Raw genomic sequence first — 19,822 nt, 5'->3', positions numbered from 1 at the left:
TGTTCATCATTTAAGGCGTTATTGGTTTATTTTAAATAGATTAAGAGGGAAAAACTATGATTCAATTTTAGAAATAGGAAGTAGAATGGGTTATTTTGTTAATAAATTCCTTTCGTGGAATTATTATTGTTACGATATGGATAGGATTACTTATGCTTTAGTTTCAGAAGAAAAAAAGGAAATCTATATTTTTCGCTTCCTGATGAGGAATTTGGAGGATCTCATTTAAATTATGCTCATCTTACTAATTGGAACTACTTTAAGATAAGGAGTTTTATTGATAAACTTTTAGATACTGAAAGTACTATTATTTATTTTCAAGATAGCTTTGATTTTGCATAAGGAGTTGTTAGTTCCCCAGACAACTATTCTTTAGGAGACTTGGAGTTGGGGTTTCCAATTGCTCCAGATACAGGGTTAGTTCACTTGGCGGCGAGTGTTAATTGCCATTTCTTAGTATTTTTTTGTATGGCAAGATCAGGGAATAGAGTGGATTATGTTTCAAATTTGATTTTCCCTGTTTTACCGGATATTCAGGGTGTAGGTTGTCTTCATAAAAGGGTTACAATTGATTCCAAGTGTTATAAATCATATGTGGATTATCCTGATTGTATGAAACATCCTACGGCTTTAGAGAAAGCTTTGTATTTTGGATATACTAAGGGGTTTTAAATCATGAAGGGTATAAGTGTTCTAATCCCGACTTATAATAGACCGAAGTTCCTCAGGAGGGCTCTTCTTTCTGTGTTATCTCAAACGCGGTTACCAGATGAGATAATAATTTCAGATGATAATCCAGAGTCGGAGGAAAACTTTAATTCTATTAAAGACTTGTTGCAGGAATACGATAAATTAATAAAATATCAGAAAAATAAGACGAGATTAGGGGTTAAAAAGAACTACTTAAAGTTATTGGAAGAAGCCAACTATGAGTATATAAAATTCTTGGCAGATGATGACTGGTTACACCCTGAAGCTTTAGAGTTGATGGAGAGGGCTCTTAATAAATATGAAGAAGTCTCTGTTGTTTCTTCTGTTAGACTTCCCGTTAATAAGGATAACGAGATTATTTGGGGGATAAAATCGACAAATCCTTTGAGTTCAAAGGATGAGATTCTTGATGGTAAGAGCGTTATAAAAAAGTCAATAGTAGATTTGTGTAACTATGTAGGAGAGTTTTCCACTTATATGTTTAGAAAATCTTTGCTTGATATAAATCCCTTTAAATTTTGTGATATAGATTTTAGAGCCAATGCTGATTGGGCATTATGGATGTATCTTCTGTCTAAGGGAAATCTTTTTTACTATTCACGACCTCTATCGTTTTTCTGCAGTCATGAAAACCAAGATCAAAGAAACATAGAGGTTAGGATTTCTGGTTACAAGGAACGGAAGGAATTTGTTCTTAATGAGAAAATTCAAGAAACTTTAGGTATAAAACTTACAGAGGCTGATAGAGCTAAAGCAATGGAGACTTTGTTTTCATATTTAAGTCTTGATCCAAATCTTTTAGAAGAACATTCAGAGTTACTTTCAGATATTTTAAGTTCCTATGAGATTTTTCTAAAAAAGAATTATAGCACTAATTGTAATAGTACTGCTTTTGAGAGAAGATTTCCTGTATCTATAATTATTGTGACTTATAATTCATCAAAGACTATAATACCTTTACTTAAGTCCCTTAAAAAGTCTATCTCTATCTATGATGAACTTGTAATTGTTGATAACAATTCTTTAGACGATACTTTAGCTTTAGTTGAGAATTTTGTAAAACTCCATAATTTTGAAAATTTAAAAATTATTTCTCTAAAAGAAAATATTGGATATGCGGCTGCTATAAATAAAGGTGTGAAAGCATCAAATCATGAGTTCTTAGTTTTTGTTAATCCGGATGTTATATTACCAGAATTTTGGATTGAAACAGTTTATAAATACTTGGAAAAGAAAGATGTAGGAGCTGTTGGAGCTATTTCAAATTTTGTTGCTGACTTTCAGCATCTGGAAAGGTTTTCAGCTATTTGTTTCCTTATGAACAAGAAGAGATTAATGAAATATATTGACTTAGTTGATAAACATTTGAAAGCATTATATCAAAATAGTTTTGAAGTTAGGAAATTTCTAATAGGCTTTTTTTTGGCAACTAAAAGAGAGGTTTTTGAAGAAGTTGGTGGTTTTGATAGTGACCTTTTTCTAGGGATGGATGATTTAGACTTTTCTCTAAAATTAAGAGAAAAAGAGTATAAATTAATTCTTCCTAAAGATTTGTTTATTTTCCATGAAGGTCATGTTTCCTTTAAGAGTAGTGAAGATTCTGAAAAAAAGAAAGAAGTTACTGAGAATTTATTTGCTGAGAAGCTAATAAAAAAATTCGGTTTCGGTAATGTTCCTACTCCTGAGGAGTTATGGAGAGATGGGAGAACTATTTATTTTTCATATTTTGTTCCTACGGGATCCAAGTATAAATTTATGTTTAAATTTGTAGATAATAAAATAAATTATGAGGAAATTGCCAAGGAAATTTTAAGAAAACCGACGGTTGGTATTGTTACTGTGTCCTATTTTTCATCACAAGATATAAAAGTGTTGGCAGATAGTTTAAACAAACAGAAATATCAAAACTTCTATTGGTATATAATAGATCATTCTCAAGATAAAGAGGAATTAAGGAGTTTAAGATTAGCAACTTCAAAGCTAAAAGAAAGGGTTATTATACTAGAGAAAGAAAATAGAGGTTTTGCTGCTGGAACTAATTTAGGTATTGATTTAGCAATTAAGAATGGAGCTGAATATATCTGGATATTGAATCCAGATACAGAATTAGAGCCAAATACTATGCTGGAACTTATTAAAACTTCTCTATTTACAGGAATTCCTGCTGTTACTTGTAAAATTAAGGATTCAAAAGAAAGAGAAAAACTTCAGTATGATGGTTTTAAAGCTAGTTATATCCCTTTTCTTGACTATCCACAAAGGATACATTGGATCACTTTTTTGTCTGGTGCTAATATCTTTGTTAAATCTGATTTGTTGATAGATATAAGATTTAATGAAAATTATTTTATGTATTTTGAAGATAACGAGTTTTTTGACGATTTAAGGAAGAAAGGGATTATTCCTATTTATACTCCTTATACAAGCATATATCATAAAAACAAGGAAGGTAATTTTAAAGGACAGGAAGTTTACTATTATTATAGAAACATGATCCATTTTTATATTAAAAAAGGAGCTTTTCCTTTATACTTATTTGAAAAGTTAAGATGTGCTTATGATTCTCTCTATTATAAAAAATCCAGCCTTAGATATCTAATAGTTGCGGTCTATGATGCGGTTTCAGGGAAAATGGGAAAAAAGAATCCTATTTATATGCTTCCTGATAGAAGAAGATTAGAACAGTATTTAAGGGAGTTTCTGGATGTTAGAAAAGTAAGTAAACTGATGGCATTAAAATTTGCGAAGGATTACTTACTACTAAAACCCAGGGATAGGGATATTTTTGAGAAATATCTGGACGATGTGTTGCAAATTTTATTATATCAAGGGAGGAAATTGTGGGAAAAGAGGTGAGTGTTTTAATTGTTGAAGAGGGGGAACTTTGCGACGATTTAGTTGATTCATTGGGACAGAATCAGGATTTTGTAAAAGAGGTTATCTTTTCTGGGACTGAAAGGAAGGAAACAGAAAGGTTGAAAGAACTTGATGTCTCTGTAAATTTTTTGGGGATTACTGAAGGTAATAAACCGTTAAAGAAAAATAGACTTGTTGATGAAGCAACCGGTGATTATTTGCTTTTTTTAAATTCGAGTTGTGTTTTGGAGGACTCAACAGTTGAAGAACTCCTTGAAACTATGGAGGAAACTAAAGTAGATATTGTGTATCCTAACGTAGTAATTAGGTTTTCTGATGGAGAGAAGGTTAAAAATTATCAAGATCTTTATGGGCATGAAATGGATCTTGTGAAAAGCTTGGCTGTAGAAGAGTACTTGCCTGAATGGGGAGTGTTAGTAAGAAAAGAGTCTTTCAATAAGTTTGGAGGATTTAATGAAGATTTTGCTGACTTTGAATTTTATGAATTTATATATAGGAATTTGAGGAATTTGAAATTGAAATTGTCGAAATTTAGCTATATTGAATACTCAGTATTCAATTCTTTTATTGATACATCTTATAGAAGTTATGTTCTAAGAACTTTAGTTTTAAAAAATTTTGATTGGAAAAAAGAAATTTTTCCATTTCTTTCTTGGGAGGAAAAACCAGAAATTGCTAAAGCAACTGCTTTTACTCTGATTGGAAATCGTCTTGTTTCTTACTTTGATTATTTTAATGCTTCTCAGTTTTATAGAGAAGCCCTTTTAATTTTCCATAATCAAGAAACTCTAAAGGAATTAATAAAGACTTATTTAAATATGGGATTATTTGATTATGCGAAGGAATTAATTTCAGATGAACAAGGAGTTTCAAAAAAAGATCAGGAAGAGTTAAGTTTTTATATAGATAAGATTTTAAACATCGTAGATGAGCTTGAAAAAGCGATTAAAGATGGGAAAGTTGTAGAGACTTTGGCTGCCATTCAGGAGGTTGTTCAAATCTATAGTGGGGCTCCCATCTACAATATATTGGGTGTTATTAAATGGATAGAGAAGAAGTTTGAAGAAGCTTATAAGTTTTTCTACAAAGCTGTTACTATGAATCCTATAAACAAGGATTACCTTTATAACCTTACAGAGTTAGCAAAATTTCTTAGAAGAGAAGAGGAAGTAAAGGGTTTAATTGATAGATTGGTTGGAAGTTAGAAGAGGAAAGTGTGAAAATTTCAGCGTGTATTATTGCAAAAAATGAGGAGAAGAACATAACTCGCTTGCTTAGAAGTATAGTTGGAAAGTTTGACGAGATCATTTTAGTGGATACAGGTTCTACCGATAAAACAAAAGAGATTGCTAAATCTTTTGGGTGTAGAGTGATTGAACATAAATGGAAAGGATTCGCTGATGCTAGAAATCGGGCTGTAGAAGAAGCTAGCGGAGAATGGCTTTGGCATTTTGACGCTGATTTTGAATTAGAAGAAGAAGAGTATAGGAAGGCACTTGTATACTTAAAAAGGCTTCCTGAAGAGGTAGATGGAGTTTTAATTGGAGTTAGAAATCTTGATAGCTTTGGAAAAGTTAAAGGTATTTCCTCTCAGGTTTTTATTCATAGAAAAAGGGAAGGTTTAGTTTGGAAAGGTAAGGTTCATGAATTTGTGAATGCAAAATTTGTTGTTGGTTTGCCTATATATGTTAATCATTATGGTTATGCAAATTATAAAGTTCAATTAAAGAAAGCTTATAGAAACCTGGAGTTACTTAAAGAAGAAATAGAGGGACTGAATCCTGCAGAGAGAGAATATAAAATAAAGCTTTTTTATTTAGTCCAAACTTATAGCATTCTTTCCTATGAAGACAAGGATAACCTTATAAAAGTAAAAGAAAGAGCTTTAGAATTTCTTAAATTGATTGAAGGTGAGGAGGATAGCTTTGGATTTTTTGCTATCTACATTTATAACTATTTGCTGGATGCTTTAGAAAGATTAAATGAAGAAGAATTATATGAGAAGTACATCAAAGAAATTTTGTCCAAAGAACCAACAGTTCCTGATTTTTTCTTAAAGGCTTTTTTCTTTTTCAAGAAACGAAGGAATGTTACCAAGGCCTATAAATATCTTACTATGGCAGCTGTGGTATTAGATGATTTGGAAGAAGCTTCTTTTAAAAGTGGTTTGGCGTATGCAAGTGATAGATTAACTGATTTTTATAAGATTGTCTTGTCTGAAGATTTAAAAAAAGATGCCAGAGAGTTTCCTGAAATAATAGATTTTGTTGATAAGAAATGGAAAGAAAAGAAGGGGGGAAGATATCTTGGTATGCTTTTATCATCTTTGTATGATGATCTAAGAAAAGAGCATCTTTTGAGAAAGTTGGCCTTGCGATACAGGTATGATGACTTAGTTGTGTCTTTATACCTGGATTATCTACTTAATACCAACCTTTCTAAACTGAAATTTGAAATAACTAAGTTTTGCGATGTTTCAGTTTCCATGTTTTTTTTAGCTCGTGTATGTGAAATAGAGGGAAATTTAAAGGATGCCTTAATTTATTATACTGAGTATTTAGAAAAAACCAGAGATACGTGGGTAGCAAGATATCTACTTGATAAATACTCTTGGATAAGAGAGTTTGTGGAAAAAACTAAAAAAGGAAGATCTACCTCCGATAATAAAAATTAGAAAAACTAACTTAGTGGAGGTAGGTCATGGCACTCAGAATTAACTACAACTACCAAGCTGACTTTACTCACTTTAATTTGTTACAGACAGAGCAAAATATGAACAAGGCCCTGGAAAGGCTTGCTACGGGCTACAGAATTAATAGGGCTGCAGACGATGCAGCTGGTCTTTATATCGCTGACCAGCTTAAGACTTATGCTGTTTCCCTTGATCAGGCCACAAGAAACTCTCAGGATGGTATCTCCATAGCTCAAATTGCACAATCTGCTCTTACTAATGTTTATAACATCTTAAACGACATTAAGAGTAAAGCCATTGAGGCTGCTAACGATTCTCAAGATGATAATACTAGAAAAATTATTCAGCAAGATATTAATAAGTTGGTTGATGTTATAGGAAAAATCTTTGAAGATACAGAGTTTAATGGCGTTCATCTTTTCAGTTCTGGGACAGCTGTAAGTTTTACGATTCACTATGGTGGAAGAACAGAGCAGACGTTAGTAATGCAAGGAGCTACAGCAGCTGCAAGTGCAGCTGCAGACACCAATGCTCCTTCAACGATTACACTTGGTGAAACAGCTTACGCTTTTGACGTTACTAGCCAAACCCTTGCTGAAGCTACTATTAGCACTGTAGACGCTTTGATTAAGGAGGTTGATAAGCTAAACGCCAAGTTTGGTTCGTACCAGATTGAGCTTGAGAAGATAATTACAAACAATGAAAGCCAAAGAATTAACGTTCAAGAGGCTGAATCCAGAATTAGGAACGTTGACTTCGCTAGGGAAATGTCTGAATTTACAAGGAATCAAATTCTTATGCAGTCTGGTACTGCTATGCTTGCTCAGGCAAATCAACTTCCTCAGCTTGTCCTTCAGCTTCTTAGGTAGTTTGTATAAAATTAAGGAGGGGAGCTCCCCCTCCTTAACATTTAGCGAGGTCTGAAATGGATGTTAAGTCTGTTTCTAACATTCAGTCTGCCGTAGAGATGAACGTTCAGAACACGGTTGGTCTTGAGCCGGCTAGGTCTGAAAACGGCTCCCATTCTGATAAGGTTGATAAGCAGGAGTTAAAGAAACTTTCTCCCAAGATGCTTGAAGAGTTGGTAAAGGAACTTGAGAAAAAACTTTCAATGTTGAATACTCAGCTTAAGATATCAATAGATGAAGATACGGACATGGTAGTTGTTAAAGTGATAGATAAGGAAACAAAAAAGGTGATAAGACAGATTCCTCCGGAGTATGTTCTGAAAATAGCCAAATACTTGGATGAAATAACAGGGCTTCTTTACAATAACAAAGTTTGAGGAAATTATGGCAGGAGAAATTTACATAAGTAACTTGGGGAGTTTTGATTACCAAAACATTCTAAATATGTATTATCAAGCCAATAGTTTGCCGATACAGCTCCTTCAATCGCAGGAAACGAAAATAGATGAAAAAGTAAAGGCATATAAAGATTTTGAATCAGAAATTTCGAATTTTTATACAGCTTTTGATACTTTGACTTCTACCCCTGTTGAAGGAAAAAGTTTAAATGTTACAGATGAAAACGTTTTAACAGCTAAAATTACAGATGAACAAAATGTAATACCCGGGAACTACAGTATAACGGTAAATCAGCTTGCAAAAAATGATGTATGGCTTTCTCAAAGTGGAAAATCTCTTGATGAAGCTGTAGCAACTTCTAATGGAACTCTTCAGATAAGTTATGCCGGAGATGTTGTTGCTACTATAGATTACGATACAGATGTAAGTGATACGTCAAAACCTTCAACTCTTCAGGAATTGGTTGATGCGATTAATTCTGCACAGGACAAAGTGAGAGCTTCTTTAGTTTATGATGGGAATTCCTATTACCTACTCCTAATGGGTAAGGATACTGGAGCTAATAACACTATAGAACTTAAGGAAACCGGAAGTGGAGATTTGTTGGATCAGCTCCAAATAGGAGATAGTTATTCAGGCAGCCACGTTCAAACATCTTCAGATGCAGAGGTAACCGTTTTCTCAAAAACTTTTACCAGCCCAGACAATAAATTTTCTGAGGTTATCCCGGGTGTTAGTTTTACAGTAAACAACACGGGAAGTTCAACTATAGTGGTTAAAGAGGATACTTCTAAGTTTGAAGATGCTCTAAATAAGTTTATTCAAGCCTACAATTCTATTGTAGATTTCGTTCAAAAGGAAGCAGGAAAAGACGGAAGCCTTTCCGGTGATACAACTCTTCAAATGATAAGGTCGTCTATACTTTCAAAACTCCAACCACTTTTTAACCTTAATCTTTTAGAGGTTGATCAAGATACAGGTCATCTTTCTGTTAAAACTGCTCAACTTACCTCACTTGAAGAGACCTCTCCAGATACTCTAAAATCTGCAATTGGTGAAGTTAAGTCTTCCCTCTATGATTACTTAGTCTACTTAAAAAGCCCTGAAAGTCCTGTAGAGCTCTCTATAAAAAACCTCAATGACAGGAAGGAATCAGTAGAAGATCAGATAACGTTTATGAAAAAACTGTTAACTGACCAGATTAATGCGTTGAAAGAGCAACTTGTTCAACTTCAGCTATTCCAACAACAGATGGCAGAGGTAAGGGCTAAACTTACCGCTACGTTTGGTCAGATTTCTCTCCTTCCTACTTCCAATACAAACTCTCAATAAACGAGGTTAAAAGATGGATAATCCCTACTTAAAAACGCAGGTTGAAACTGCTTCACCTGTTGAAAGAGTTGTAATGCTTTACGATAAAGCTATTCTCCTTCTTAAAGATGCTCTTGAAGCTATAAACGAAGGTGATATAGTTAGGAAAGCTAACAACATAGCTAAAGCTGATAAGATTATTAGGGTTTTAAACACTTCCCTTGATATGGAACAGGGTGGAGAAGTGGCCAAGTCCTTGAGGCAGTTTTATGATCATGTTCTTGATATGTTGGTACTGGCAAACGGTAGGAATGATGGGGAGCTCCTTTCAACAGCTGTAGAAATGCTTGAGACGGTAAAGTCGGCTTGGGAAGAGATAAAGTAGAAGATAAACTTAAAGAGATTTCTTTCTGCATTGAGGTTAGAGATTTTAGAAGAGCTTCTAAACTCCTTTCTGATGTTTCTAACGCTATTCCTTCTTGTTCGCGGGAAGATGCTTTAAAAATTCTGGAGTTTTTGGATTTCTACTCTGAGAAACTTGAATCTTTAGAAAAGAAATTAGTTTGGGAAGCAAGTAATAAGACAAAAGTTAAAAAGAGCTATCTTAAATGAAAGGGCTGTTCATAACTGGAACAGATACTGGCGTTGGGAAGACCTACTTTTCCTGTTGTCTCATTAGAGCCTTGAGAAAAAATGGCTTAGATGTTTTGGGTTTTAAACCAGTTGAAACCGGATGTTCTCCTGTTTGTGAGGATGCTGAAAAACTCTCAGAAGCATCTGGGGTTTATTTAAAGCCTGTTTACTCTTTTAGAGACCCTCTTGCTCCTTCTGTTGCTTCGGAATTTGATGGTATAGATATAGATGTTGAGGAAATCGTTGACAGGTGTAAGTCTCTTCTTTCCCGTTCACCTTTAGTTGTTGAGGGAGCTGGTGGAATTATGGTTCCGATAAATTGGAGTTTTTCTTTTTTAGACCTTGCCGTTTCCTTATCTTTGCCTGTTGTAGTTGTTGCACTTAACAAGTTGGGAGTTATAAATCACACTCTCTTAACCGTGAATGCCTGTTTAAATGCCGGTTTAGAGGTTAAGGGTGTTGTTCTCAACAGTTTTCAACAATTTGATGAGAGTTTTGGAACTAATCTCTACAGTTTGAAGAAACTCCTGAAGGTTCCAGTTGTTCCTTTCTATTCCTGCCGGGACGTTGAGCGTGTAGTGAAAGAGTTGAAGCTGCTTGAAATCTTTTTGCAATAGTTTATAATTTTAGTTAGAGAATCAATCGTGAGGTGGGTATTATGAGGAGAGCTCTCATAGCGCTTTCTGTTTTTATCCTTTCTACAGCTGGAGCAAAGGCAGGTGTTTGGGAGACCAACTGTGCAGGCTGTCACAACGGGGTGGTTGCTCCAACAAAGTCTAAACTCCTTTCAATGTTTCATTCAAAGAGAGAGTTTCTGGCTAAAGTGAAAGAGATGGTCTCCCAAGGAAAAATGCCTCCAGGACTGCCTTACGTTAAAGCTGCTAACGAACTTTTTGGAGGAGGTATTCACGCTTCAAAGAGGGCCCAAACTAAAAACGTTCGTGAGGTTGTATCAGATCCTTACGCAAAGTACAAGAAGTTCTTTAAACCTCTACCTGCACTCCCCCCTATTCTTTCTGACAATCCAATGACTCCCGAAAAAGTAAAGCTCGGAAAGATGCTCTACTACGACCCAAGGCTTTCAAGGAGTAAGCTTATTTCCTGTAATACTTGTCATAATCTCGCTTTAGGTGGTGATGATAATCAAAAAACTTCTCTTGGAGACCACTGGAAAACTGGTGGAAGAAACGCTCCTACCACACTTAACTCAGGTTTCTTAAGAGTTCAATTCTGGGACGGTAGAGCTCCTACTCTTGAAGAGCAGGCTAAGGGTCCGCTTCAGGCTCACGTTGAGATGAACTCAACCCCCGAAATTGTTGTTCGCAGGCTTAAGGCCATACCTGAATACGTGGAACTCTTTAAGAAGGCATTTCCGGGAGAGAAAAACCCTGTTACTTTTGAGAACGTTGTAAAAGCCATTGCTGCCTTTGAGAGAACTCTCAACACCCCAAACTCTCCGTTCCAGAGGTACCTCTTGGGAGAGGACGGAGCTCTCACGAAAGAGCAGAAAGAGGGAATGGCTCTCTTTGTTAAATACGGATGTATTGCCTGCCATAACGGGCCAGTTCTTTCAGACAGTAGGTTCCACAAGTTCAAGTGGAACAACGATCTTGGACGCTACAGAGTAACCAAGAACCCTGCAGACAAGTATATGTTTAGAACGCCACAACTCTTAAACGTTGCACTTACTGCTCCTTACTTCCACGACGGCTCTGTAAACAGTCTTGAAGAGGCAGTTAAGATAATGGCTCAGAAAGAGCTCGGAAAGAAACTATCCGACGAAGAAGCGAAGAAGATTGCAGACTTCCTTCGCTCTTTAACCGGCGAAGTCCCCCTTGAAGCAAGAGTTCTTCCCCAGCTTCCGGGTAACAATCCTGAGTAAAACCTTGGCCTGCCCCGTGCAGGCCTTTTATAATTTCCTTATGAAATACTTTATCTCCGACACCCACTTTTTCCACAGAAACATCCTTAAGCTCTGTCCTGTTAAAAGAAAACTGGGATTTGAGGAGTTAATCCTTTCAAACCTGAAGCATCAGCTTAAGTCTTCAGATACCCTCTACCACTTAGGAGATTTTGCCTGGGAAGATTCAGATTACCTGTTAAGAGCTTGGAGGGAGCTCCCCGGCCGAAAGGTCCTTATAAAAGGAAATCACGACTGGCATTCTAAGGACTTGGAGCTCTACTTTGACGAGGTTGTAGAGTTTTCAACGATTATCCGTGTAAACGAAAAAAAATTTCTGTTGTGCCACTTTCCTTCAAAGGATTTAAGGACTTATAGGTATAAGGAGTTCCAGGAAAAGATAACTAAAATTTACAGGGAAGAAGGTTGTTCCCTTCTCATTCACGGCCACGTCCACTGGAACCCTTACTGCGTCTTCTGTGGTTGCCACCTAAATGGTGTAAAATGCCTTAACGTAAACGTTGAGTTTACAGGTTATAGGGCAGTTTCAGAGGAGGAGCTCCCGGTATGGTGAAGGTAATTTTCTTGGACGTAGATGGCGTTTTGACAGATGGAACCATTTCCTACGACATTTACGGAAGGGAAGTAAAGAGATTCAACGTTAAAGATGGTTACGGCATAGTAAGAGCTCTAAACAGTGGTATTGAAATTGTCGTCCTATCCAGTAGGTTCTCCTCTCAGGTAGAGAAGAGGTGTAGAGAGTTAGGGGTGAAAGAGGTTTACCAAGGGATTTCAGATAAACTCTCCTTTGCAGAGGAATTCTTGGAAAAACGTTCTCTCTCCTTTGATGAAACTGCCGCTATGGGGGATGACCTTCCAGACCTTCCTCTTTTAAGAAAGGTTAGAGTTAGCGGAGCTCCTGCCGATGCTGTTCCTCAGGTGAAAGTTTTAGTTGATTTTATTTCAAGAGCTTCAGGAGGAAGAGGAGCTGTTAGGGAGTTTATGGACTTCCTTTTAAATGAGTCCGATAATGAAAAGTAGACTATATAAGTTAGCTCTGTTTTTACTGATTATCTCTTTTATTCCTTTTCTGATTTTTATCTCAAAGAGAGAAACTCCTCCGGAGAAAATAAACGTTCCTCAGCATAAAACTCAAACGGTTGAAAACTTTATACTAAAATCTTCTGGAAAAAGAAGGTGGCAGCTTACATCTCCCAAGGCTAACTTTCTTGATAAAAATACAATACAGCTTAAGAAACCCGTTCTTACCGTTTTTCTTAGATCTCAGGTAGTAATAGAAGCTGATGAAGCAAAGCTTGATAGGAAAAAAGGGAAGGTTTATTTAAAGAACGTAAAATTAATAGGAAAAAACTTTAAAGCTTTTTCTCCTGAAGGTGTTTATCTTTTGAAACGAGAGAGCTTTAAAACCAATAAAAGCTGTAAAGTTACCTACAATAGTATTAATACATCTGAAGGAAAAGTTTGCACTTTGGACTTAAAATATCAGAGAGCTATAATCTCTGGTGGAGTAAAAACTGTTGTTAGAGAGGAACTAAAATGAGGAAACTTCTACCTGTTCTGGTAACTTTTGTCTTTGTATCAAGTTACTCTTTCGCAGCTTCTAACATTCCTGTTGTTGTTGAGGCTCAGAAGTTAACCTACAGTGACAAGGAGAAAGTTGCTACTTACGTAGGGAACGTTATTGCCCAACACGGAGAGACTGTCATTACCGGTGATGAACTTACAATCTTTTTTGATCCTACGGGAAAGCACATAAAGAAAATTCTTGTTGAAGGTAACGTTCACATTAAAGACCCTCGGGGTGAAGGCTGGTGTAAAAAGCTCATTTACTATCCCTTTGAGGAGAAAGTTGTGCTGATAGGAGATGCCAAACTAAAGCAGAAGGATAACCTTATAATAGGTGACAGGATAGTAGCTTATAGAGACGGTAGAGTAAACGTTGAGGGAGTAAAACAGAGGGTTAAGACGGTTATTTACCCGGAGGAGAGCTCCGTTGGAAGAAGTAAGAGACCTTAACGTTCTAAAGGCCGAAAACATAACGAAACGTTTTGGAAAGAGGACAGTAGTTAGCGGTGTTACAGTTGAAGTCAGAGAAGGTGAAGTGGTTGGTTTGTTGGGACCCAACGGAGCTGGAAAAACTACAACTTTCTACTGTATAGTAGGGCTTGTAAAACCTGATGGGGGGAAAGTTATCATCGGCGAAGAGGATATAACCGAAGATCCAACCTACATAAGGGCAAGAAAAGGGCTTTCCTATTTACCTCAAGAACCTTCCATCTTTAGGAAGCTTACCGTTGAGGAGAATCTAAGGGCTGTTCTTGAAATGCACGACTATACAGAGGGAGAGATTAAGGACAAAGTTAACTGGCTTTTAGACCGTTTTGGAATCTCTCACCTTAGAGATCAAAAGGCTTCATCCCTTTCCGGTGGGGAGAGGAGGAGATTAGAAATAGCCAGAGCTCTCACAATAGATCCTAAGTTTCTCCTCCTTGATGAACCTTTCGCTGGAATAGATCCCATTGCCGTTTCTGATATTCAGAAACTAATTTTAGATCTGAAAGAATTGGATATAGGTATTTTAATTACCGACCATAACGTCAGGGAAACTCTTAGAATTACTGATAAGGCTTATATAATAGCTCACGGTAAAGTGGTTGCTTCCGGTCTACCTCAAGAAGTCGCCAATCAAAAAATTGTTAGGGAGGTGTATCTTGGAGAAAATTTTGAAATTTAGTTTAGTATTTTCGTTAATATCTCTATTTATGTTCTCCTTCGTTGAGGCTGAAGAGTTAACAGGTATCTTTCTTAACTTTGATAAAAAACGTTCGGTAGTTACTATTTTAACCCGCCAAGGTAATATTTCATTGAAAGTTAATGAAAATACTGCTGAAATTCTAAAGAGTCTAAGGCAAGGCTATATTGTCAAGGTGAGTTTTGTAAATAAAGTTCTTAAAGAAATTAAATTAGAGGAGAAGCCTCAATGAGAGCCGTTTATCTGTTTCTTATTTTTTTGCTACTTTTAATATCTTCTTTTGAAGGCGTAAATGCTTGCCAATATCCCCCTTTTGGATACGTTTCAGTTCCTCCTAATGTGTTAATTGTTTTGGATAACTCCGGCAGTATGTATGAACTTGCTTATAAAAAGGATGAGCAATATAACCAAAATAATCTGTATTACGGTTATTTTGACCCGAGTTCAAAATATTCATATAAAAAAGTGAGCAAAAAGAAAGGTTATTTTTATAAAGACCCCAACGGAAATTGGAGCGGGAATTATCTAAACTGGCTTACAATGAGACGTGTAGATATAATGAGAAAAGTTTTAGTGGGAGGTGATTTTTATAAATCTGGTAACTATTACTATTTAAAGGTTATTGATGACCCGGATAGAGATTTTTATAGACCGGGAACTAACTATGTAATAGCTGGAGGCTACTTATTTGAGGGGAATACTCTACCTCCTGACTTGTACTTTTATAAGATTGATTGGAACAACCATTCTGTCTATTTCTGGGATTGTTCTTATGGAGGGCGGTGTTATCGAGTTTCTTGGAAATTTAATAACGCCTATAGACTCCATATTAGAACTTCTCAAGAACCTAAAGGAATAATACAAGAAACGTGGAATAAAGTTCGCTACGGTTTAATGACTTTCAATATAGGTGATGGTTTTGAGGATAGATATGATATTAAAGATGGAGGTAAAGTAGAAATTTTCATTTCTGGACCCGGTGAAAATAACGGTTTAGTCAAAAAAATACAGTCTATAAAACCAAGGACATGGACACCACTAGCAGAAACGTATTATGAAGCTATTAGATATTTTGAAGCGAGGATGTCAGCTTATAACAGTATTGATTATTCAAATCATGACCCTATTCAGTATAGGTGTCAGAAAAACTTTGTTCTTCTTATAACAGATGGAGAATCAACAAAGGATAAGGATATTCCTGGAGGATGTTGGGGAGCAGATGTTTCTGATTCTAATTTTAGTATAAGGTCGTGGATGGAGAAAATATCGCAAATAGAAGGTAAAGATTTATTCTGTAAAAAAGCAAACTCTATGGATGGAACATACTACTTGGCCGGTGTAGCTTTCTATGCTCACGATACAGATCTAAGGCCCGATTTAAAAGGTGAGCAGAATTTAACTCTTTATGACGTTTTTGTTTTTGATGATTCTCCTGTTGGTAGGAAACTTTTGAGATGGGCTGCGAAGTATGGTGGATTTAACGATATTAATGATAATGGTATTCCAGATTTAGAAGCTGAGTGGGATAGTAACGAAGATGGTATTCCCGATAACTACTTTGAAGCGCAAGATGGCTATAAAATTGAAGCTGCTATAAAAAAAGCGGTTGAAGAAATTATTAAGAGAGCATCTGGGACGTCGGTAGCAGTATTACCTGAAACAAAGAAAAAAGGAACCTTTGTTACACAGAGCCTTTTCTATCCCAGAAAAACTGTAGGTAAATATGATTTAACGTGGGTGGGTTATCTCTATAACTGGTGGCTTCTAAATTCAAAAAAAATCCAAAATATTAGAGAGGATACAAATCAAAATGCCGTTTTGGATATACTTGATGATAAAATAATAGAATGGCAGATAGATCCCTACACTTATTCCTTGAAGATAACAACTTACGAAAGTAAACCGGATGGAACAAAGGGTAGTGCCTCTGGCACTTATTCTTCTTTTGATGAACTTCATCCAATTTGGGAGGGAGGAAAAGCGCTTCTCTACATGTCTCCAAATGATAGGCGTATATTTACTAATGTAAATGGTGACTTAGTAGCCTTTGAAAAGGCAAATCTACTGAATTTTGAACATTATTTTGGAGATCTATCAAAAATTTCTTGTTTAAAGAATGATCCTAAGAACTTAGTTGATTTTATAAGAGGTGTCCAGATTCTTGGATGTAGGAATATTACTTATGATTCAGATGGAGATACTTGGAAATTGGGAGACATTGTTTACTCTACTCCTATGCTTGTTTCATACGACAATATGAATGTTGTTTTTGTTGGAGCTAACGATGGTATGCTTCATGCTTTTAAAGTGGGATATTTAAAGAAACAGAGTGATAGTATGCATCCTGTTAAGTTGCAGGATAGCCCTAATGATTCTACACACTATACAATAGGTGAAGAGCTGTGGGCTTTTATACCTGAAAATGTATTACCTTACTTGAAATTTTTAGCCGATCCCAATTATTGTCACAGATATTTTGTGGACTTGAGGCCTTACGTTGTTGATATAAAAACTGATGATGGAACTAAAAGGAGAATACTTATTGGAGGAATGCGATTAGGCGGTGGAACCGGTTGTAGTGGAGATAGTTGTGAAAACCCTCCTCCTGATACTTGTCCTGATGTATCCTCTTCACAATGCGTGGGGCTTTCTTCTTATTTTGCGCTTGATATAACAAATCCTGAAAGACCTCTACTTCTTTGGGAGTTTTCTCATAAAGATTTAGGCCTTACATATTCTGGTCCAGCAATAATAAGGAAAAAGTCGGGAATTTATGTTCTATTTGGTTCGGGTCCAACAAATTATAAAGGAGATTCAGGGCAAAAGCTCACACTATTTGTTCTTGATTTGTTAACTGGAAAGCTTAAAGCAACCTACAGTAGGTTTGTTTCAAGTTCTGTAGGGAAGGGTCAAGGAGCCGAAATAAAGAATGCTTTTTCTGGGAGGCTTTTTACAGAAGGTTTTGATTATGATAATGATGGGGATACCGATTATGTCTTTTTTGGATATTCAAGGAAAAATGGAAATATGAAGAATTGGAAAGGTGGTTTAATAATGGGGGATGTTAGGGATGAAAATCCTGAGAATTGGAGGTTTTACAAGTATTTTAATGATGCATTTGGTCCTGTTACTGCGAAGGTAGAGATAGGAAAATGTTTTGATAGGTATTATCTGTATTTTGGAACTGGAAGATGGTTCTTCAAGGATGATGATACGTTATCAGGCCAAAGAAATAGGATTTATGGAATTCCTCTTGAGTGTGATGATAATGGATGTAGGCCAAATGTAAATGCAGCTCATTCTTCTAAAGATGTATGTACTGATGCTCGAAATGGAGTTTTAAGATCATGGTATGTAGAACTAGAAGGTGGAAACGATGATTATTTAAAAGAAAGAGTTATCACTGACCCAACTCTAACAGACCAAAATGTAGCGATATTTACAACTATAGAACCAACTACTGACCCATGCGGTTTCGGTGGAAGGACAAGGTTGTGGATGCTTAATTGTGCTACTGGAGGAAGTGTGAATGATAAGTGTCCTGTTTATATGGTTAATAAAACCCAAGGAACTTTACTACTTCAGCTTTCAGGATCTGATTTAAGGCAAATTTCTATTAACTGGAAGAAAGGAGAAGGAGCTCCTTCTAATTTTAGCGAAGAGAACCATAGAGCTACTTCATGGTATACAGGTATAGCTCCGGAGTCTACAACGCCGTTTATAGGTCCTTATAGTGCATTAATGGGAGCACTTTTACTCTGGTTGGAGATGTAGTTTGAGGAGTAAAGGATTTACATTCATTGAATTAGTTGTTGTTATTATCATAGTTGGTTTTATTTTAGCTCTTGGTTTTGCCAAGTATACAAAGTGGAGCAAAAGAGTAAGCGTGGAGAGGGATACGAGGTTTATTTATACATTGATAAGTAAAGAGAGAATGGTTGCCCTTTCAGAAGGGAAATCTTTAAAAGTTTCTGTAAATGGCAATGTTATAAAAATAATAGATTTAAATGCTAAAAAAATTAGGGATATTAATTTGAATAATCCGTTTTATGGAACTATTGATATCTATCCTAAAGGATTAATGAGTAGAGGAAGTATTGTTTTTCAGGGAAATTTGAGTTTACATCCTGATGTTAGTTGTGTTATTTCGGATGGTTTGCGTTTAAGAATGGGACAAACTTACGTTGATGCAAAAGGAAAGAGAAGGTGCAGGTGAGGAAAGGTTTTACGCTTATTGAAGTTTTAATAGCTGCTGTTATAGCTGTAGTTGTCCTTTTAGGGTTGTTAGCTGCAGCTATCTATTTTGAGAAGTATTCTGTGAGAAGGGCTCTCTTCCATGAAGCTTCTAACATTCTTTACAGTAAGCTTGAAGCTGTTAAGAGCTTGCCTTATCAGGATGTTGTAGAAAGTAAACTTAATAACGATGCAAAAGATTGCTTGGATGCTTTGAGTAAAAACTATCTTGAGAGGACAGTTGGTAGTAAGACTTATAGGTTTGGCCTCTACTATAAAGTTACAGATAATCCTACTTATCAGGTTAAAGATGTTATGCTCACAGTTTGCTGGAAGTATGGAGACAAATTGGACAAAATCTCAGGAGATACAATTGTAAGGAATAGAAAATGAAAAGACGCGGCTTGTCTTTAGTAGAACTTCTTGTCGTTTTAGGTATCTCTATTTTTCTATTGGGAGCTATTTACTACGGATATACCCGTCTTTTTAAAATTTTTATAAAAGGAACGGGCAAATCTTCAGTTACTATCTCTTCTACTGTCGGAGAGGAGGTATTACAGCAAGACTTGGAGCATGCCGGTTATGGTATCTCTATAAGTGAACCTAAGGTTCCCATTCAGTTCAAAAGAAATAGCAATGGAAATCTTGTTTTGACTATTCGTTCAACTTACGTTGTTACAAATCGTTCTACAAAAGGTTGGGCAATTCTTAACTGCTCTTCTTCTGGTGTTAATTCTGTTTTAGTTTCATCTTCCCAATTACCTCTTCCTTCAGATTACGCTGTTGTAATGGATTTGATGGAAAATATAGATTCGCCTTATGCGAAAGTAGGTCATAATGGACAGAGTTACGTCTGTTCTAAAAGAGGGTATTTCTTGGCTTATCCTGTTCCTAAGATTACCCTCAGGAAAAATGAGACCTACATATGCGTGAAACAAGCCTGTGGAGAGATAGATTACTATTTGTATAGGTCGTCTTCTGTGAATCCTGTATGTAAGGATATGTATGTTTTAGGTAGAAAGGTTTCTTGGAAACTAAAGAATGGTAGACTTTCCGGAACTGTTCAACCTTTCCTTGGCTGTGTTGCCGACTTTCAGGTTAGAGTTGATTGGGGTAATAGAAGGTTTGTTAATCCTTTTGACACTTCCGATCCTGATTATTCTGCTATTCAGAATGCAACGTTTGAAGACCTGAAAGATAAGCTTAAAATGGTTCACATTTACCTGTTGGTTAGGGAAGGTGGAAAGGATCCCAATTACGTGTTTAGTGGTTCAACAAAGATTGAGCCTGATAACGTGGAGCTCCGCCTTCCTTCAGACTATAAACACTACCACTGGAAAGTTATAAAGTTGAGCATTGAACCGATTAACATTATAAGGAAGTAA

General features: G+C 36.1%; 20 protein-coding genes. All 20 read left to right on the top strand.

Annotation, left to right across the window (positions count from 1 at the left end):
* The first annotated feature begins 744 nt into the window (after window positions 1-744).
* The 20 genes from ACZ424_RS03000 to ACZ424_RS02905 are packed head-to-tail and all read left to right on the top strand — an operon-like array spanning window position 745 to window position 19,822.
* Window positions 745-3,567, top strand: a complete 2,823-nt coding sequence (locus tag ACZ424_RS03000; RefSeq protein ID WP_464905044.1) for a glycosyltransferase family 2 protein — start codon at window positions 745-747, stop codon at window positions 3,565-3,567.
* The gene (locus ACZ424_RS02995; protein WP_464905043.1) at window positions 3,552-4,793 is read left to right on the top strand and encodes a glycosyltransferase; all 1,242 of its coding nucleotides are present in this window, start codon (window positions 3,552-3,554) and stop codon (window positions 4,791-4,793) included. The genes ACZ424_RS03000 and ACZ424_RS02995 overlap by 16 nt, the downstream gene beginning before the upstream one ends.
* Before the next feature lie 11 nt (window positions 4,794-4,804).
* Window positions 4,805-6,262 carry a glycosyltransferase family 2 protein gene (locus ACZ424_RS02990; protein ID WP_464905042.1) on the top strand — a complete coding sequence of 486 codons (1,458 nt, stop codon included), beginning with the start codon at window positions 4,805-4,807 and terminating at the stop codon, window positions 6,260-6,262.
* A 26-nt stretch (window positions 6,263-6,288) separates the two neighbouring features.
* Window positions 6,289-7,149, top strand: coding sequence for a flagellin (locus ACZ424_RS02985; RefSeq protein ID WP_464905041.1), 861 nt, complete (start codon window positions 6,289-6,291; stop codon window positions 7,147-7,149).
* A 56-nt stretch (window positions 7,150-7,205) separates the two neighbouring features.
* On the top strand, window positions 7,206-7,565 hold the full coding sequence (locus ACZ424_RS02980) for a flagellar protein FlaG (protein ID WP_464905040.1): 360 nt from the start codon (window positions 7,206-7,208) through the stop codon (window positions 7,563-7,565).
* Between the two features lie 7 nt (window positions 7,566-7,572).
* The gene (gene fliD, locus ACZ424_RS02975) at window positions 7,573-8,919 is read left to right on the top strand and encodes a flagellar filament capping protein FliD (RefSeq protein WP_464905039.1); all 1,347 of its coding nucleotides are present in this window, start codon (window positions 7,573-7,575) and stop codon (window positions 8,917-8,919) included.
* A 13-nt stretch (window positions 8,920-8,932) separates the two neighbouring features.
* Window positions 8,933-9,283 carry a flagellar export chaperone FliS gene (gene fliS / locus ACZ424_RS02970; protein ID WP_464905038.1) on the top strand — a complete coding sequence of 117 codons (351 nt, stop codon included), beginning with the start codon at window positions 8,933-8,935 and terminating at the stop codon, window positions 9,281-9,283.
* Window positions 9,265-9,510, top strand: coding sequence for a hypothetical protein (locus ACZ424_RS02965; protein ID WP_464905037.1), 246 nt, complete (start codon window positions 9,265-9,267; stop codon window positions 9,508-9,510). Before fliS ends, ACZ424_RS02965 begins: the two co-directional genes overlap by 19 nt.
* Complete coding sequence (gene bioD / locus ACZ424_RS02960; protein ID WP_464905036.1) at window positions 9,507-10,148, top strand: dethiobiotin synthase; 642 nt, start codon at window positions 9,507-9,509, stop codon at window positions 10,146-10,148. The genes ACZ424_RS02965 and bioD overlap by 4 nt, the downstream gene beginning before the upstream one ends.
* 41 nt (window positions 10,149-10,189) lie before the next feature.
* Window positions 10,190-11,413, top strand: a complete 1,224-nt coding sequence (locus ACZ424_RS02955) for a cytochrome-c peroxidase (protein ID WP_464905035.1) — start codon at window positions 10,190-10,192, stop codon at window positions 11,411-11,413.
* A 4-nt stretch (window positions 11,414-11,417) separates the two neighbouring features.
* Window positions 11,418-12,005, top strand: a complete 588-nt coding sequence (locus tag ACZ424_RS02950) for a metallophosphoesterase (RefSeq protein WP_464905034.1) — start codon at window positions 11,418-11,420, stop codon at window positions 12,003-12,005.
* Window positions 11,999-12,472 (top strand): KdsC family phosphatase, encoded by a 474-nt coding sequence (locus tag ACZ424_RS02945; RefSeq protein ID WP_464905033.1) that lies wholly within the window; start codon window positions 11,999-12,001, stop codon window positions 12,470-12,472. Before ACZ424_RS02950 ends, ACZ424_RS02945 begins: the two co-directional genes overlap by 7 nt.
* The gene (lptC, locus tag ACZ424_RS02940; RefSeq protein ID WP_464905032.1) at window positions 12,462-12,992 is read left to right on the top strand and encodes an LPS export ABC transporter periplasmic protein LptC; all 531 of its coding nucleotides are present in this window, start codon (window positions 12,462-12,464) and stop codon (window positions 12,990-12,992) included. Before ACZ424_RS02945 ends, lptC begins: the two co-directional genes overlap by 11 nt.
* Window positions 12,989-13,468 carry a lipopolysaccharide transport periplasmic protein LptA gene (gene lptA / locus ACZ424_RS02935; RefSeq protein ID WP_464905031.1) on the top strand — a complete coding sequence of 160 codons (480 nt, stop codon included), beginning with the start codon at window positions 12,989-12,991 and terminating at the stop codon, window positions 13,466-13,468. Before lptC ends, lptA begins: the two co-directional genes overlap by 4 nt.
* On the top strand, window positions 13,446-14,186 hold the full coding sequence (gene lptB, locus ACZ424_RS02930) for an LPS export ABC transporter ATP-binding protein (protein ID WP_464905030.1): 741 nt from the start codon (window positions 13,446-13,448) through the stop codon (window positions 14,184-14,186). Before lptA ends, lptB begins: the two co-directional genes overlap by 23 nt.
* Window positions 14,164-14,436, top strand: coding sequence for a hypothetical protein (locus ACZ424_RS02925; protein ID WP_464905029.1), 273 nt, complete (start codon window positions 14,164-14,166; stop codon window positions 14,434-14,436). The genes lptB and ACZ424_RS02925 overlap by 23 nt, the downstream gene beginning before the upstream one ends.
* Entirely contained in the window at window positions 14,433-17,978 is a 3,546-nt protein-coding gene (locus ACZ424_RS02920; RefSeq protein WP_464905028.1) for a pilus assembly protein, read from the top strand. Before ACZ424_RS02925 ends, ACZ424_RS02920 begins: the two co-directional genes overlap by 4 nt.
* Window position 17,979: 1 nt before the next feature.
* Window positions 17,980-18,420, top strand: coding sequence for a pilus assembly FimT family protein (locus tag ACZ424_RS02915; RefSeq protein ID WP_464905027.1), 441 nt, complete (start codon window positions 17,980-17,982; stop codon window positions 18,418-18,420).
* Complete coding sequence (locus ACZ424_RS02910; protein WP_464905026.1) at window positions 18,417-18,830, top strand: type IV pilus modification PilV family protein; 414 nt, start codon at window positions 18,417-18,419, stop codon at window positions 18,828-18,830. Before ACZ424_RS02915 ends, ACZ424_RS02910 begins: the two co-directional genes overlap by 4 nt.
* A complete protein-coding gene (locus tag ACZ424_RS02905) occupies window positions 18,827-19,822 on the top strand; it encodes a hypothetical protein (protein WP_464905025.1) in 996 nt (331 codons plus the stop codon). The genes ACZ424_RS02910 and ACZ424_RS02905 overlap by 4 nt, the downstream gene beginning before the upstream one ends.

This window comes from Thermovibrio ruber (genome assembly GCF_055380895.1).
The sequence above is the reverse complement of the archived record's forward strand: the minus strand, read 5'-3'. Positions and strand labels throughout refer to the sequence as shown.

Excerpts from the sequence above, each read along its gene's own strand:
- ACZ424_RS02905 (WP_464905025.1), top strand. The coding sequence starts at position 18,827 with ATGAAAAGACGCGGCTTGTCTTTAGTAGAACTTCTTGTCGTTTTAGGT.
- ACZ424_RS02980 (WP_464905040.1), top strand. The coding sequence starts at position 7,206 with ATGGATGTTAAGTCTGTTTCTAACATTCAGTCTGCCGTAGAGATGAAC.
- bioD (WP_464905036.1), top strand. The coding sequence starts at position 9,507 with ATGAAAGGGCTGTTCATAACTGGAACAGATACTGGCGTTGGGAAGACC.
- ACZ424_RS02920 (WP_464905028.1), top strand. The coding sequence starts at position 14,433 with ATGAGAGCCGTTTATCTGTTTCTTATTTTTTTGCTACTTTTAATATCT.
- fliD (WP_464905039.1), top strand. The coding sequence starts at position 7,573 with ATGGCAGGAGAAATTTACATAAGTAACTTGGGGAGTTTTGATTACCAA.
- ACZ424_RS02945 (WP_464905033.1), top strand. The coding sequence starts at position 11,999 with ATGGTGAAGGTAATTTTCTTGGACGTAGATGGCGTTTTGACAGATGGA.
- ACZ424_RS02955 (WP_464905035.1), top strand. The coding sequence starts at position 10,190 with ATGAGGAGAGCTCTCATAGCGCTTTCTGTTTTTATCCTTTCTACAGCT.
- ACZ424_RS02985 (WP_464905041.1), top strand. The coding sequence starts at position 6,289 with ATGGCACTCAGAATTAACTACAACTACCAAGCTGACTTTACTCACTTT.
- fliS (WP_464905038.1), top strand. The coding sequence starts at position 8,933 with ATGGATAATCCCTACTTAAAAACGCAGGTTGAAACTGCTTCACCTGTT.
- lptA (WP_464905031.1), top strand. The coding sequence starts at position 12,989 with ATGAGGAAACTTCTACCTGTTCTGGTAACTTTTGTCTTTGTATCAAGT.
- lptC (WP_464905032.1), top strand. The coding sequence starts at position 12,462 with ATGAAAAGTAGACTATATAAGTTAGCTCTGTTTTTACTGATTATCTCT.